Source organism: Mycolicibacterium sp. XJ1819 (assembly GCF_053483675.1).
The window spans coordinates 209,743-224,172 of sequence record NZ_JBEFST010000003.1; the positions used below are offsets into that span (position 1 = coordinate 209,743).

A 14,430-nucleotide genomic window follows, 5' to 3' on the forward strand; every position below is an offset into this window, starting at 1 on the left:
GGGTACCGGTCTCGACACACCTCGGTATTAGGCATACTGGCGCCGTGTGCGGACTGCTGGCCCTGGTGTGTGACTCGTCCGCGAACAGTGCATCTGCGCTGGTTGACGAGGTTTCGGCGGCCTCGCACCTGATGCGCCACCGCGGGCCCGACGAGCCGGGCACGTGGTCGGACGACCCGGCGCGCCCCACCGTGCTGTTCGGGTTCAACCGACTGTCGATCATCGACATCGCGCACAGCCACCAACCGCTGCGCTGGGGACCGCCAGAGTCCCCCGACCGCTACGTGCTGGTGTTCAACGGCGAGATCTACAACTACCTGGAACTGCGCGACGAGTTGCGCGCCGATTTCGGTGCGCAGTTCGCCACCGACGGCGACGGTGAGGCGATCGTCGCCGCCTACCACCATTGGGGCACCGACGCGCTGGCGCGGCTGCGGGGCATGTTCGCGTTCGCGCTGTGGGACACCGTGGCGGGCGAGCTGTTCTGTGCGCGTGACCCGTTCGGCATCAAACCGCTCTACATGGCCACCGGGCCGGGCGGCACCGCGGTGGGCAGCGAGAAGAAGTGTCTGCTGGCGCTCGCCGAGACCATCGGCATCGACCTGGGCATCGACGAACGCGCCGTGCAGCACTACACGGTGCTGCAGTACGTCCCGGAGCCGGAGACGCTGCACCGCGGGGTGCGCCGACTGGAGTCGGGCAGCTACGCCAGGGTGCGGCCCGGCGGAGGGCCGGAGGTGACGCGCTACTTCACGCCGCGCTTCGCCGCGGTGCCCTTCGCCCCGGACACCGAACAGGCCCGCTACGACGAAATCACCGCGGTGCTCGAGGATTCGGTCGCCAAGCACATGCGCGCAGACGTCACCGTCGGCGCGTTCCTGTCGGGAGGTATCGACTCGACGGCCATCGCCGCGCTGGCGATGCGCCACAATCCGCGGCTGATCACGTTCACCACCGGGTTCGAACGCGAGGGATTCTCGGAGGTCGACGTCGCCGTCGCGTCGGCCGAGGCGATCGGCGCCAGGCATGTGACCAAGGTGGTCAGCCAGGAGGAGTTCGTCGCGGCGCTGCCCGAAATCGTCTGGTATCTCGACGAACCCGTCGCCGATCCCGCGCTGGTGCCGTTGTTCTTCATCGCCCGTGAGGCCCGCAAACACGTCAAGGTGGTGCTCTCCGGCGAGGGCGCCGACGAGCTCTTCGGTGGCTACACGATCTACCGAGAGCCGTTGTCGCTGCGGCCGTTCGAGCTTCTCCCCCGGCCGGTGCGGCGGTCGCTGGGCCGGGCCTCGCGCCCGCTGCCGGAGGGAATGCGCGGCAAGAGCCTGCTGCACCGTGGGTCGCTCACGCTCGAGGAGCGTTACTACGGCAACGCGCGCAGCTTCTCCGACGATCAACTGCGCGCGGTGCTGGCTGATTTCCGGCCGGAGTGGACACACACCGACATCACCGCGCCGATCTACGCGGCGTCGAAGGGGTGGGACCCGGTCGCGCGCATGCAGCACATCGACCTGTTCACCTGGCTGCGCGGTGACATCCTGGTCAAGGCCGACAAGATGACGATGGCCAACTCGCTGGAGTTGCGGGTGCCGTTCTTGGATCCCGAGGTGTTCGCGGTGGCCGCCCGGCTGCCGATGGAGCAGAAGATCACCAGGGCCACTACGAAATTCGCGCTGCGGCGCGCTCTGGAGCCGATTGTGCCCGCCCATGTGCTGAACCGGCCCAAGCTGGGTTTCCCGGTGCCGATCCGGCACTGGCTGCGCGCCGGCGAACTGCTGGACTGGGCGCACACCATGGTCACCACGTCACAGGCCGGCGATTTGATCGACCTGGCGGCGGTGAGGATGATGCTCGACGAACACCGCGACGGCGCAAGCGATCACAGCCGCCGGCTGTGGACCGTGCTGATCTTCATGCTGTGGCACGCGATCTTCGTCGAGCGCAGCATCACCCCGCAGATCAGCGAACCGACCTACCCCGTGCAGTTGTAGCCGCGCGGCGCGATCAGCCGCCCAGCGCTTGCGAGATCTCGGTGCCCGTGGCGTCGCCGTAGGCGTCGGCGATCCGCTTCACCGCGGCGGCCCTGTCCCACGTCCATTCCTGCGGACCGGGCGCTTCGAGCACCAGCGTCGCCACCATCGACGCCAGTTGCGCCGAGCGCTCCGGGCTCAGGCCCGCGCTGCGGCCGGTCAAAAAGCCCGCCCGGAACGCGTCGCCGATACCGGTGGGGTCTTCCTTGTGGGTCTCGGGAACCACGTCGACGTGGACGAAAGTGCCGTTGCGGCTGACGATGTCGACGCCCTTCTCCCCCAGCGTGGTGATGCGCATCTCGATCTGGCGCATCACCTCGGCCTCCGACCATTCGGTCTTCTGCAGCAGCAGATCCCACTCGTAGTCGTTGGTGAACAGATACGTCGCGCCGTCGATCAGCTTGCGGATCTCCTCACCGGACAGCCGGGCGAGTTGCTGCGACGGGTCGGCCGCGAAGGCCAGACCCAGCTTGCGGCACTCCTCGGTGTGCCTGAACATCGCATCCGGGTCGTTGGCGCCGATGATGACGAGTTCTGGTGCGCCGGCACGCGATACCAGGTCGGCGAGCTTGATGTTGCGGGCCTCCGACATCGCCCCGGGGTAGAAGGAGGCGATCTGGGCCATCGCCTCGTCGGTCGTGCAGACGAAGCGCGCGGTGTAGGCCGACTCGGAGATCAGCACCGAACTGCAGTCCACACCGTGACTGCTCAGCCAGCCGCGGTAGTCGTCGAAGTCCTTACCCGCCGCGCCGACCAGCGCCACGTCGCCGCCGAGCACCCCGATCGCGAACGCCATGTTGCCCGCGACGCCGCCGCGGTGCACGACGAGGTCGTCGACGAGAAAGCTCAGGGACACCTTCTGCAGGTGATCGGCCAGCAGCTGCTCCGAGAACTTGCCCGGAAAACGCATCAGATGGTCGGTCGCAATGGATCCGGTCACCGCAATGGTCACAAGACGTCACCCTTCATTCGATAGGTCCCTCTAGTCAAACGGCACTCGTCGTCGGTGCGCTAACCTGCCTACAAGTGCCCGCCCGGTCACTGTAGACAGGCGTACATCGACCCACATTTCGGGGGAGCAAATCCATGGCTGGTCCGTACCCGCCCGATTACGGCGCTGGACCGGTCGGGCCGCAAAGCTATCCGCCGTCCGCCACCCAGGGGTTCGGGCCGCGGCCCGGCGCCGAACCGTATCCCGACCACGTCGCCTCGGCCTACCCGGGCACGCTGCCGCCGCCGGTGCAGTACCCGAAGCGGCGGCGCTGGCCGCTGATCGTCGGTGTCGTCGCCGTGCTGGCGGTCGCGGGTCTGATCGCCGCGTTGGTCCTCACCCGCTCGGAGGGCGCGTCCACCCCCGCGACCGCGCTGACCGAGGAATCGGCGAAGGCCGCCATTCAGGAATACCTGGACGCGATGACCAACGGCGACGATGAGACCGTGGCCCGCCACACCCTGTGCGGGCTGTTCGACGCGGTCAAGGAGCGCCGCTCGGATCTGGCGCTGGCCGGGCTGTCCGCGGACGCGTTCCGCAAGCAGTACCGCGGCGCCGAGGTGACCTCGATCGACAAGATGGTGGTGTGGTCGCCGCGGCAGGCACAGGTGCTGTTCACGATGCGGGCGACACCGGCGCGCGGATCCAGCCGTGACCAGTCCGGACCGCGCGACCAGCAGGCCGTCGCTCAGTTGCTCACCGAGGACGACGAGGTGTTGGTCTGCTCGTATCTGCCCAGGACCGGCGGCCAGTACTGACCGCCGGATCGCCGGGTCGAAATCAGTTGAACGAGTCGCCGCAGGCGCACGACCCGGTGGCCTGCGGGTTGTCGATGGTGAAGCCTTGCTTCTCGATCGAATCGACGAAGTCGATCGTGGCGCCCTGGACATACGGCGCGCTCATCCGGTCAACCGTCAGCACGACGCCGCCGAACTCGGCGGTCAGGTCGCCGTCGAGGGTCCGGTCGTCGAAGAAGAGGTTGTAGCGCAGCCCGGCGCAGCCACCCGGCTGGACGGCGATGCGCAACGCCAGGTCGTCGCGGCCCTCCTGGTCGAGCAGCGCCTTGGCCTTGGCGGCGGCGGCATCGCTCAGGATCACGCCGTGCGTGGCGGTTCCCGTGGCCGAGTCTTCCTGAACAGTCATTACGTCTCCCTGTATGGCCTCATCGTGTGCGGCGTACTGTCACAACGGTACCTCCTCTGTCCACTATTCCCGAGTTGCTCCACAGGTCCCCGACGGTCCGCGCGGGTGCGTCAGTAACCTGGCAGGCGTGAACCTGCTGGGCCGTAAGAAGGACAATCGGCGCCCCTCGGACCCCTCCAACGAGGACACCGCCGGGGACACCGCCGAGGATGTGGGCGAAGACACCGCTGCGACGCAGGCGGTCAAGGGCTCGCGCGTCACCCCGCCCAAGGGCAGGCCGACGCCTCGGCGCAATCAGGCGGCACGCAGGCGGGGGCCGGTCGCGCCCGCGCCGATGACGGCCGCCGAGGCGCGCCGCCGCCGCAAGGAGATGCGCACCAAGCTCACCCGCGAGGAGCGCAAGGCCGAAAGGCTCGAACGCCGCGCCGACATGGCCGAACGCCGCGAGAAGATGATGGCCGGCGACGAGGCCTACCTGCTGCCGCGGGACAAGGGCCCGGTGCGCCGGTACGTGCGCGACGTCGTCGACGCGCGCCGCAATGTGCTCGGGTTGTTCATGCCGTCGGCCCTGATGTTGATCTTCGTCATGCTCGCGGTGCCCTCGGTGCAGCTTCAGCGGCTGCTCTCACCCGCGATGCTGCTGCTTGTCGTGATCATGGTGATCGACGGGTTCGTCCTGGGCCGCAAGGTCAACCGGCTGGTCGACGCCAAGTTCCCCGACAACGTCGAAACCGGGTGGCGGCTGGGCTTCTACGCCGCCAGCCGCGCCTCGCAGCTGCGCCGGATGCGCGCCCCACGCCCCATGGTGAACCGCGGCGAAAAGATCGCCTGAACCCCGGTGCGCACCCTGGTCCTCGGCGGTATCCGATCGGGCAAGTCGCAGTGGGCGGAGGCGGCCATCGCCGATGCGGTGGGCGCCTCCGAGCCGGTGTGCTATCTGGCCACCGGCCCGGCCGTCGACGATGACAGCGACTGGGCGGCGCGCGTGCAGGCCCACCGCTCGCGCAGGCCGGTCGGTTGGTCGACCGTCGAGACCACCGATGTGGCAGCGCAACTGCGCGCCGATCACCGCGCGGCCACCATCGTCGACGATGTCGGCGGCTGGCTGACCGCGGTGATGGACCGGGCCGGCGCGTGGGACGGCGGGTCGGTCGCCGCCGACGTCGAGGATCTCCTCGGGGCGGTCGAGTCGTTTGGGGCCCCGCTGGCGTTGGTCTCCCCGGAGGTCGGCCTGACCGTGGTGCCCGCCACCCGCTCGGCGCGCCGGTTCGCCGACGAGTTGGGCATCCTCAACCAGCGGCTGGCGGCGCTGTGCGACCGAGTGGTGCTCGTCGTCGCAGGACAACCGGTCGTCGTCAAGGGGGACGCGCGGTGACCGGGTTCGCGCCCGTCGTCGCCCCCGACGCCGAGGCCGCGGCCGCCGCGCGCACCCGCCAGGACCGGTTGACCAAACCGCCGGGGTCGCTGGGCAGGCTGGAGGATCTGGGGGTCTGGGTGGCGGCGTGTCAGGGGGTCTGCCCGCCGCGTCAGTTCCAGCGGGCGCGGGTGGTGGTGTTCGCGGGCGACCACGGGGTCACGACCGCCGGGGTGTCGGCGTATCCGGCGGAGATCACCGCACAGATGGTCGCGAACTTCGCCGGCGGCGGCGCAGCGATCAACGTGCTCGCCGACGTCGCGGGCGCGACCGTACGGGTGGTCGACATGGCCGTCGACGCCGAGCACCCGTACACCGCGGCGATCGGGGCGCACAAGGTGCGCCGCGGCAGCGGCAACATCGCCGTGCAGGACGCGCTGACCGACGAGCAGGTCGCCGCCGCGATCGACGCGGGCCGTCGGATCGCCGACGACGAAGTCGATTCGGGCGCCGATCTGCTGATCGCCGGCGACATGGGTATCGGAAACACCACGCCGGCAACGACTTTGGTCGCGGCGATGACCGACACCGAGCCCGTCGTGGCGGTGGGCCGCGGTGCCGGGGTCGACGACGCGGGCTGGGCCCGAAAGACCGCCGCGGTCCGGGACGCGCTCTACCGTTCTCGCGCGGTCTGGTCGGATCCCGTTGCGCTGCTACGGGTCTGCGGCGGCGCCGATCTGGCCGCGATGGCCGCCTTCTGCGCGCAGGCCGCGGTGCGCCGGACACCGGTGCTGCTGGACGGGCTGGTGGTGACGGCGGCGGCGATGGTCGCGGATCGGCTCGCACCGGGTGCGCGGCAGTGGTGGCAGGCCGGGCACCGCTCCACCGAACCCGCCCACGAGATGGCGCTACAACGGTTGGGCCTCGAGCCCCTCGTGGACATGCGGATGCGCCTCGGCGAGGGCACCGGCGCGGCCGTCGCGCTGCCGATCCTGCGCGCCGCGGTGGCCACGCTGGCGTCGATGGCGACGTTCGACGAGGCCGGCATCACGGGCCCGCCCGAGGTGCGATGATCCGCTCGTTGGCCGCGGCGTTCGCGTTCGGCACCGTGCTTCCGGTGCGCGCGGCGGGCGCCGTGGGCCGCGGCGCGCTGAGCGCGTTCCCGCTTGTCGGTGTCGCGCTGGGCGCGGTCGCCGCGGCAGTGGCGTGGGCGGGGTCGTGGGCATTTGGCCCCGGCCACCCGCTGGGCGGATTGCTGGCGGTGGCCGTGCTGCTGGTCGCGACCCGCGGTCTGCACGCCGACGGCCTGGCCGACACCGCCGACGGGCTGGGCTGCTACGGGCCGCCGCAACGCGCGCTCGAGGTGATGCGCGACGGGTCCGCGGGACCGTTCGGCGTGGTGACGCTGCTGGTCGTGGTGGCGGCGCAGGCGTTGGCGTTCGCCGAACTGAGCGCGCTCGGTGTGGTCGTCGCGGTGACCGCCGGCCGGGTGGCCGCGGTGCTGGCCTGCCGGCGGTCGGTGCCCGCGGCGGCGGGCAGTTCGCTCGGCGCGCGGGTGGCGGGTACCCAGCCGATCGCCGTCGCGGCGGTGTGGGTGCTCGCGGTGGCCGCCGCCGCGGTGTGGGCGATACCGCGGCCCTGGCAGGGTCCACTGGCCGCGGTGGTCGCGCTGTTGTGCGGCGCCGCGCTGGTCGGCCACTGCGTGCGCCGCTTCGGTGGCATCACCGGCGACGTGCTGGGCGCCGCGGTGGAGATCACCACCACGCTGACCGCCGTCGGCCTGGCGGTCGGCGTCAGCTGAGCCGCGCCATCCAGCCGTGGGTGTCGGCGAACGTGCCGCGCTGGATACCGGTCAACGTGTCGCGCAGCGCCATGGTGATCTCGCCCGCCGCGCCGTCGGCGATGGTGAACTCGCCGTCGGCGTGCTTGACGTGGGCGACCGGCGTGATGACCGCGGCGGTGCCGCAGGCGAACACCTCGGTGATCTCCCCGGCGGCGGCCTTCTTCTGCCACTCGTCGACGTCGATCTTGCGTTCCTCGACGGCGAACCCGGCGTCGGTCGCCAGCTGCAGCAACGAATCTCGCGTCACCCCCGGCAGGATCGAGCCGCTCAGCTCGGGGGTCACCAGCCGCGCCGACCCGCCGCTGCCGAACACGAAGAACAGGTTCATCCCGCCCATCTCTTCGATGAAGCGGCGTTCCGCGGCGTCCAGCCACACCACCTGGTCGCAGTCGTTGTCGATGGCCTGCGCCTGAGCCAGCAGCGATGCCGCGTAGTTGCCGCCGAACTTGGCCGCGCCGGTTCCACCCGGGCAGGCCCGCACGTACTCCGTCGACAACCACACGCTGACCGGTTTGACCCCGCCCCGGAAATACGCGCCCGCCGGCGAGGCGATGACCATGTAGCGGTATTCGTTGGCCGGCCGAACCCCGAGGCCGGGTTCGGTGGCGAAGATGTAGGGCCGCAGGTACAGCGACTCCTCCCCGCCCGCCGGTGGCACCCACGGTTCGTCGACGGCGATCAGTTGGCGCAGCGACTCGATGAACACCTCTTCGGGCAGTTCGGGAATCGCCATCCGCCGCGCCGACGTGCACAGCCTGCGTGCGTTGGCTTCGGGCCGAAACGACACGATCGACCCGTCCGCCCAGCGGTAGGCCTTGAGCCCCTCGAAAACCTCTTGGGCGTAGTGCAACACGATCGCCGACGGATCGAGTTCGATGGGCCCGTACGGGATGACACGCGCGTTGTGCCAGCCTTTGCCGTCCTGGTAGTCGATGGACACCATGTGATCGGTGTAGAACTGGCCGAACGGCGGATCGGACAGGATCGACGCCCGTACCTCGTCGCTCACCGGGTTCGCGTTGCGCTCAACGGTGAACTCGAGGGGGCCGTCAGTCATGCACAGATTGTATATCCGCCCCGCTACCGAGTTTTCAGCTCGACGAACGGCGGCTTGACCACCTCACATTCGACCGCGCGTCCGCGCACGTCGACCGTGACGCGTTGCCCGTCGGCGATGTCGGCGGCGGCGTCGATCAGCGCCAGCGCGATGCCGACCTTCAGGGTCGGCGAGAACGTTCCCGACGTCGTGACCCCGACGGTGCGCTCACCGTCGCGCACCGCCAGATCGGCGCGCAGCACACCGCGGCCGACGGCCCTGAGCCCGCGCACCACCCGGTCGGGCCCGGCCTGCTTCTCGGCCAGCAACGCATCGCGGCCCCAGAACTGGTCCTTTTTCCACCCGATGGCCCAGCCGCAGCGCGCCTGCAGCGGGGAGATCTCCAGCGACAGTTCGTGGCCGTGCAGTGGATAGCCCATCTCGGTGCGCAGCGTGTCGCGGGCGCCGAGCCCGGCCAGTTCTCCCCCGGCCGCGGTCACCGCGTCGACCAGCGCGTCGAACACCACCTGCGCGCGGTCCCACGGTGGCAGCACCTCGTAGCCCTGCTCGCCGGTGTAGCCGGTGCGGCACACCCGCACCGGCACGCCGCCCCACTCGGCGTCGACATAGCCCATGTAGTCCATGTCGGTGGGCAGTCCCAGCCCGCCGAGCACCTCGGCGGATTTGGGGCCCTGCACCGCGAGCACGGCATACGAGCGGTGCTCGTCGGTGATGGTCAGCCCGTCGGGTGCGTGCTCCTGCAGCGCCGCGACGACGGCGGCGTTGTTGGCCGCGTTGGGCACCAGGAAGATCTCGTCGTCGGAGACGTAGTAGGCGATCAGGTCGTCGATCACGCCTCCGGATTCGGTGCAGCACAGGGTGTACTGGGCCTTACCCGGTCCGATCCGGTCGAGGTCGTTGGTGAACGCGGAGTTGATGTAGGCCGCGGCGCCCGGGCCACGCACCAGCGCCTTGCCGAGGTGGCTGACGTCGAACAGGCCGACGGTAGTGCGGGTGGCGGTGTGTTCGCTGACTGTGCCCGCATACGAAACCGGCATCAGCCAGCCGCCGAACTCGGCGAAACTCGCGCCGAGTTCGCGGTGGCGATCCTCGAGGGGGCCATGCTGGACGTTGCTCACGCCGAACCACCCTAGTGGGGGGTGTCGGCCTGCCACACTCGTGCAGTGGTCGATCTCGACGCGCTGCAGGCTGCGGGCATCGCCGACGCCCACCGGCGTGCCGATCTGCTCGAATACCTCGACGGTCTGGGCTTCACCGCCGAGCAGATGGTCGACGCCGAACGGCGGGGCCGATTGTTCGGCCTGGCCGGCGACGTGCTGCAGTGGCCGGGCCCGCCGACCTACAGCCTGCGCGCCGCCGCCGAGACACTCGGCGTGCCGCTCGACGAGGTGACCGACGCGTGGGCGGCGCTGGGGCTGCCGGTCCCCGACCCGCACACCCCCGCGCTCAGCCAGGCCGATGTCGACGGCCTGGGCACCTGGGTGGCGATCAAGCCGGTGGTGGGCGACGACGCGGCGCTGAACTTTCTGCGGGTGCTGGGCAATTCGATGGCCAGACTGGCCGAGGCGGGCTCGACGATGGTGCGCGTCGCCCGGCCCGACATCCAGATGACCCACACCGGCGACGAACTGACCACCGCGCGCGCCTACCGCGCGGTGGCCGAAACCACCCAACGCTTCAGCGGGTTGATCGACACCGTGTGGCGTCACCACATCATCAGCGCGCGAACTCATTTCGAGCATGTCATCAACGACTCGTCGGCCGTGGTCACCTGCGGAATCGGCTTTGCCGACCTGACCGGGTTCACCACGCTGACCCAGGTGCTCACCTCGACCGAGTTGTTCGATTTGCTCTCCGACTTCGGCGGCGTGGTGGCCGACCTCGTGCACGCCGACGGCGGGCGGGTGGTGAAGTTCATCGGCGACGAGGTGATGTGGGTGACCTCGACCCCGGAACTGCTGGTGAAGGTGGCCGTCGACCTCGTCGAACATCCCCGGGCGAAACAGGCCGGTCTGCAGGTCCGCGCCGGCCTGGGCTACGGACCGGTGCTGGCCATCGGCGGTGACTACTTCGGCAACGCGGTGAACCTGGCGGCCCGGCTGGTCTCGGCGGCCGCCCCGGGGCAGGTGCTCGCCTCCACCGATGTGTGCGACCAGCTGCCGGACTGGCCGGTCGGCGATCAGGACACGTTGACACTCAAGGGTTTCGATTCGCCGGTGGCGGCCTATGACCTGCACCTGCGTCGCTGACGGCTAGGGTGAAAGACCGTGAGCCCCGCAAAAGCCGGTTATCAGGCACCTTCCGTATCCGTCAGCTCAACGCTGCCCAAACGCGCCGGTGACGCTGTGCTGATCGTGGCCGTGGTCAGCGGCCAGGACGATCAGGACGAGCAGGCCACCGCGACCGTCGTCGCCAGCCCGTTCCTCGACGCCGGCGCCGTCGGCGAGATCGAGTCCGCGCTGGCGGCACTGGGCGCCAAAGGGGGCGCCGAGCAGGTCACCAGGGTGATCGCGCCGTCCCTGCCGGTGGCCAGTGTGGTCGCGGTCGGGTTGGGCAAGGACCGCGAAGCCTGGCCTGCCGACGTCATCCGGCGCGCCGCCGGGGCGGCCGCGCGTTCGCTCAACGGCACCGAGACCGTGATCACCACGCTGTCGGACATCGACCTGAGCACCGCGGTCGAAGGACTGATCCTGGGCGCCTACCGGTTCTCCGACTTCCGCAGCGACAAGACCGCGCCCAAGGATGCCGGTCTGCGCGCGATCACCGCGCTGAGCGCGGACACCAAGGCCGCGACGAAGGACGCCGCACAGCGTGCCGCCGACATCGCGACCGCGGTGGCCACCGCACGCAACTTCGTGAACACTCCGCCGAGTCACCTCTTTCCCGCTGAATTCGCCCAGCGGGCAAAGGCTTTGGGCGAAGCCACCGGCCTGGAGGTCGAGGTGCTCGACGAGAAGACGCTGGAGAAGAAGGGCTATGGCGGCCTGGTCGGTGTCGGCAAGGGATCCGCGCGCCCGCCGCGTCTGGTGCGGCTGACCCACCGCGGCGCCAAGGGCCGCGGCAAGAACGGCGCCAAGACGGTGGCGCTGGTGGGCAAGGGCATCACGTTCGACACCGGCGGCATCTCGATCAAGCCCGCGGCCAACATGCACCACATGACCTCCGACATGGGCGGGGCGGCGGCGGTGATCGCCACGGTGGTGCTGGCCGCGCGGCAGAAGCTTCCGATCGACGTGATCGCGACCGTGCCGATGGCCGAGAACATGCCGTCGTCGACCGCGCAGCGGCCCGGGGACGTGCTCACGCAGTACGGCGGCACCACCGTCGAGGTGCTCAACACCGACGCCGAGGGCCGGCTGATCCTGGCCGACGCGATCGTGCGGGCCTGCGAGGACCAGCCGGACTATCTCATCGAGACGTCGACACTGACCGGCGCACAGGTCGTGGCGCTGGGCGCCCGCACCCCCGGGGTGATGGGCAGCGACGAGTTCCGCGACCGCGTGGCCCGGCTGTCTCAGGAGGTCGGCGAGAACGGCTGGGCGATGCCGCTGCCCGAGGAGCTCAAGGAGGAGCTCAAGTCGACGGTCGCCGACCTGGCCAATGTCGGCGGCTCACGGTTCGCGGGCATGCTCGTCGCCGGCACTTATCTGCGTGAATTCGTCGCGGACGGGGTGCAGTGGGCGCACATCGACATCGCCGGCCCGGCGTACAACACCGACGGGCCGTGGGGTTACACCGGTAAGGGCGGCACCGGCGTGCCGACGCGCACGATGTTCGCGGTCCTGGAGGACATCGCGGCCAACGGCTGACGCCCCCTAACGCCCAAACGGACACTTGGGCGGATTTGTGCGGGTGAACCCCGCCATTTCGTCGATCCCGGTGATCAGAACACGCTGCCACGCGCGGTGCTGCGCATGACCTGCGGCAGCAGGTGCGATACCCCGTAGACCAGGCGGGCCTCGGGGGCGACGGGCACGATCGCCTTGTTGTTCTGCACCGCCGACACGATGGCCTTGGCCACCCTGTCCGGGCCGTACTTGCGCCGGGCGAACAGCTTCTCGAGCTGGGCGCGGCGGGCCTCGGCCTGGGCGCGCTGGCTGGCGGGCACGTCGAACCGGGTGGTGTGCACGATGTTGGTGTCGATCAGACCGGGGCACACCGTGGTCAGCCCGACACCGGCCTGGTCCATCTCGGCGCGCAGGCAGTCGCCGAACATGAACACCGCGGCCTTGCTGGTGGCGTAGGCGTTCATCGTCTGCTGCGGGGAGTACGCGGCCATCGACGACACGTTGACGATGTGTCCGCCGGTACCGCGATCGACCAAGCGGCGCCCGAACGAGCGGCAGCAGTTGACCACCCCGCCGAAGTTGATCTCCAGCACCCGGTCGTACTCCTCGCGCGGGGTGTCCAGGAACAGGCCCGCGTGGCCGACGCCGGCGTTGTTGACCACGATGTCGGGCACGCCGTGCTCGCCGCAGATCCGGTCTGCGAAGTCCTCGACGGCGTCGGCGTCGGCCACATCGAGCGGATAGGCGTGCGCCACGCCGCCGCGCGCGGCGATCTCGGCAGCGGTGCCCTTGACCGCGGCCTCGTCGATGTCGCTGATCACCAGTTCGGCTCCGCGACGAGCGAACTCGAGCGCGGTGGCCCGGCCGATGCCGCTGCCCGCACCGGTCACCGACACCAGGGTGTCGCCGAACTCGTCGCGCGGGCGCCCGACCTGCGCCCGCAGCAGGTCACGTGAAGCGGGTTTGCCGTCGAGGAAGTCGACGAGTTCGAGCACCGAGCGCGCCAGCACCTGCGGGTGCGAGAACGGCGACCAGTGGCCCGCGCGGATGTCGCGACGCCACAACCTGGGCACCCAACGTGATTCGAGGTCGTACCCGTACGGCGAGATGAAAACGTCCTTGGTGTTGACGATCAGCTGCACCGGGACGCCGATGTCGTGGTCGGGCCGAACCTTCGCCGCGGACCGGAAAGCGTTGGCGCGGTAGATCTTCAACGAATTCGCCGCGTCGACGCCGATATCGCGGTAGTGGATCTGTTCCGGCGGGGCGTCGCCGGCCAACACATGCTGCATCCGCCTGGCCAGGCCGGCGCGCATCAGCGCGGGCGCCAGCGCAGGCACCGAGAACGGCAGCCAGTAGCTGAACCGGGCGGCCATGGTCAGCGCACGCGCGAACCGCACCGGCCGGTACGGACGGAGCAGTCCGTCGCGGATCGCGTGGGCGTAGTGGTCGGCGCTGGGCCCGGACACCGAGGTGAACGAGGCGACGCGGTCGTCGGCGCCGGGTCGCGACAGGTACTCCCACACCCCGACCGACCCCCAGTCGTGGGCCAGTACGTGCACCGGCTCCCCCGGGCTCAGCGCGGAGATGACGGCGTGGAAGTCGTCGGCGAACCTCGCCATCGTGTAGGCCGACACCGGTTTGGGCACCGACGACGCCCCCGCCCCGCGATTGTCATAGGTCAGGATCCGGAACCGGTGTCGCAGCAGCGGGATCACGCTGTCCCACATCACATGCGAGTTCGGAAACCCATGAACGAGCACCAGTGTCGGCCCGTCGGGGTTGCCCTGCTCGTAGGCCGCGATGCGGACCGCGTCGCCGCTGTCGACGAACCGCTCGGCGACGTCGGCCATCAGCCCTCCTCGAGTCTGGTGCGGGCGGCACGTTTGCGTTCGATGCGGCGGCGCTCGTCGTAGTCGCGCATCCGTTGCGGATAGCCGACCTTCTGCACGTCGTAGACGGGGATGCGCAGGCGGTCGGAGAGCTTTCGGGCCCCGGCCTCTCCCCCGGCCCGGCGGCGGGTCCACTCGCCGTCGGCGGCGACCAGCACGACGGTGACGTCGGTGACGGTGGTTTTCGGTTCGACGTAGGCTTCGACACCGGCGTGCTCGGCGACCCATTGACGCAGGTACCGCAGATCCGCCGCGGAGTCGGTGTTCTCGGCTTTGCCTGCCTTACCGCGCCGCCCCGGACGTCGAAGCTTGTCGAACAGTCGCACTTTGGGCCG

General features: G+C 70.0%; 14 protein-coding genes. 8 read left to right on the top strand and 6 right to left on the bottom strand.

Features of this window, described 5'->3' with window-relative positions; all coding sequences use genetic code 11:
* Window positions 1-44 precede the first annotated feature (44 nt).
* Window positions 45-1,988, top strand: coding sequence for an asparagine synthase (glutamine-hydrolyzing) (gene asnB, locus ABQE89_RS04555; RefSeq protein WP_448414568.1), 1,944 nt, complete (start codon window positions 45-47; stop codon window positions 1,986-1,988).
* Window positions 1,989-2,001: 13 nt separating this feature from the next.
* Here asnB and ABQE89_RS04560 read toward each other — a convergent pair whose 3' ends face one another.
* Window positions 2,002-2,979, bottom strand: a complete 978-nt coding sequence (locus tag ABQE89_RS04560) for a carbohydrate kinase family protein (protein WP_448414570.1) — start codon at window positions 2,977-2,979, stop codon at window positions 2,002-2,004.
* A 134-nt stretch (window positions 2,980-3,113) separates the two neighbouring features.
* On the opposite strand from ABQE89_RS04560, the gene ABQE89_RS04565 reads away from it, so the two are divergent.
* The gene (locus ABQE89_RS04565; protein ID WP_448414572.1) at window positions 3,114-3,776 is read left to right on the top strand and encodes an Rv0361 family membrane protein; all 663 of its coding nucleotides are present in this window, start codon (window positions 3,114-3,116) and stop codon (window positions 3,774-3,776) included.
* Window positions 3,777-3,798: 22 nt separating this feature from the next.
* Here the strand turns inward: ABQE89_RS04565 and ABQE89_RS04570 are convergent, their stop codons facing one another.
* On the bottom strand, window positions 3,799-4,161 hold the full coding sequence (locus tag ABQE89_RS04570) for a HesB/IscA family protein (protein ID WP_448414574.1): 363 nt from the start codon (window positions 4,159-4,161) through the stop codon (window positions 3,799-3,801).
* Window positions 4,162-4,288: 127 nt separating this feature from the next.
* Between ABQE89_RS04570 and ABQE89_RS04575 the strand changes: the two genes are divergently transcribed.
* The 4 genes from ABQE89_RS04575 to ABQE89_RS04590 are packed head-to-tail and all read left to right on the top strand — an operon-like array spanning window position 4,289 to window position 7,316.
* Window positions 4,289-4,993 (top strand): DUF3043 domain-containing protein, encoded by a 705-nt coding sequence (locus ABQE89_RS04575; protein ID WP_448414576.1) that lies wholly within the window; start codon window positions 4,289-4,291, stop codon window positions 4,991-4,993.
* Window positions 4,994-4,999: 6 nt separating this feature from the next.
* On the top strand, window positions 5,000-5,536 hold the full coding sequence (locus tag ABQE89_RS04580) for a bifunctional adenosylcobinamide kinase/adenosylcobinamide-phosphate guanylyltransferase (protein ID WP_448414578.1): 537 nt from the start codon (window positions 5,000-5,002) through the stop codon (window positions 5,534-5,536).
* On the top strand, window positions 5,533-6,588 hold the full coding sequence (gene cobT, locus ABQE89_RS04585) for a nicotinate-nucleotide--dimethylbenzimidazole phosphoribosyltransferase (RefSeq protein WP_448414580.1): 1,056 nt from the start codon (window positions 5,533-5,535) through the stop codon (window positions 6,586-6,588). Before ABQE89_RS04580 ends, cobT begins: the two co-directional genes overlap by 4 nt.
* Window positions 6,585-7,316, top strand: a complete 732-nt coding sequence (locus ABQE89_RS04590) for an adenosylcobinamide-GDP ribazoletransferase (RefSeq protein ID WP_448414582.1) — start codon at window positions 6,585-6,587, stop codon at window positions 7,314-7,316. Before cobT ends, ABQE89_RS04590 begins: the two co-directional genes overlap by 4 nt.
* On the opposite strand, the gene ABQE89_RS04595 is transcribed toward ABQE89_RS04590, so the two are convergent.
* Window positions 7,309-8,415 carry a branched-chain amino acid aminotransferase gene (locus ABQE89_RS04595; RefSeq protein WP_448414584.1) on the bottom strand — a complete coding sequence of 369 codons (1,107 nt, stop codon included), beginning with the start codon at window positions 8,413-8,415 and terminating at the stop codon, window positions 7,309-7,311. The two genes, ABQE89_RS04590 and ABQE89_RS04595, sit on opposite strands and share 8 nt — an antisense overlap.
* A gap of 23 nt (window positions 8,416-8,438) precedes the next feature.
* Window positions 8,439-9,533 carry a glycine cleavage system aminomethyltransferase GcvT gene (gene gcvT / locus ABQE89_RS04600; protein WP_448414586.1) on the bottom strand — a complete coding sequence of 365 codons (1,095 nt, stop codon included), beginning with the start codon at window positions 9,531-9,533 and terminating at the stop codon, window positions 8,439-8,441.
* A gap of 45 nt (window positions 9,534-9,578) precedes the next feature.
* Here gcvT and ABQE89_RS04605 point away from each other — a divergent pair, with 45 nt between their 5' ends.
* On the top strand, window positions 9,579-10,664 hold the full coding sequence (locus ABQE89_RS04605) for an adenylate/guanylate cyclase domain-containing protein (RefSeq protein ID WP_448414588.1): 1,086 nt from the start codon (window positions 9,579-9,581) through the stop codon (window positions 10,662-10,664).
* Between the two features lie 18 nt (window positions 10,665-10,682).
* Window positions 10,683-12,224 (top strand): leucyl aminopeptidase, encoded by a 1,542-nt coding sequence (locus ABQE89_RS04610; protein WP_448414590.1) that lies wholly within the window; start codon window positions 10,683-10,685, stop codon window positions 12,222-12,224.
* A gap of 74 nt (window positions 12,225-12,298) precedes the next feature.
* On the opposite strand, the gene ABQE89_RS04615 is transcribed toward ABQE89_RS04610, so the two are convergent.
* Both ABQE89_RS04615 and ABQE89_RS04620 read right to left on the bottom strand, forming a co-directional pair.
* Window positions 12,299-14,056, bottom strand: coding sequence for an SDR family oxidoreductase (locus ABQE89_RS04615; protein WP_448414592.1), 1,758 nt, complete (start codon window positions 14,054-14,056; stop codon window positions 12,299-12,301).
* Window positions 14,056-14,421, bottom strand: coding sequence for an oxidoreductase (locus ABQE89_RS04620; protein ID WP_448414594.1), 366 nt, complete (start codon window positions 14,419-14,421; stop codon window positions 14,056-14,058). Before ABQE89_RS04620 ends, ABQE89_RS04615 begins: the two co-directional genes overlap by 1 nt.
* Window positions 14,422-14,430: the final 9 nt, after the last annotated feature.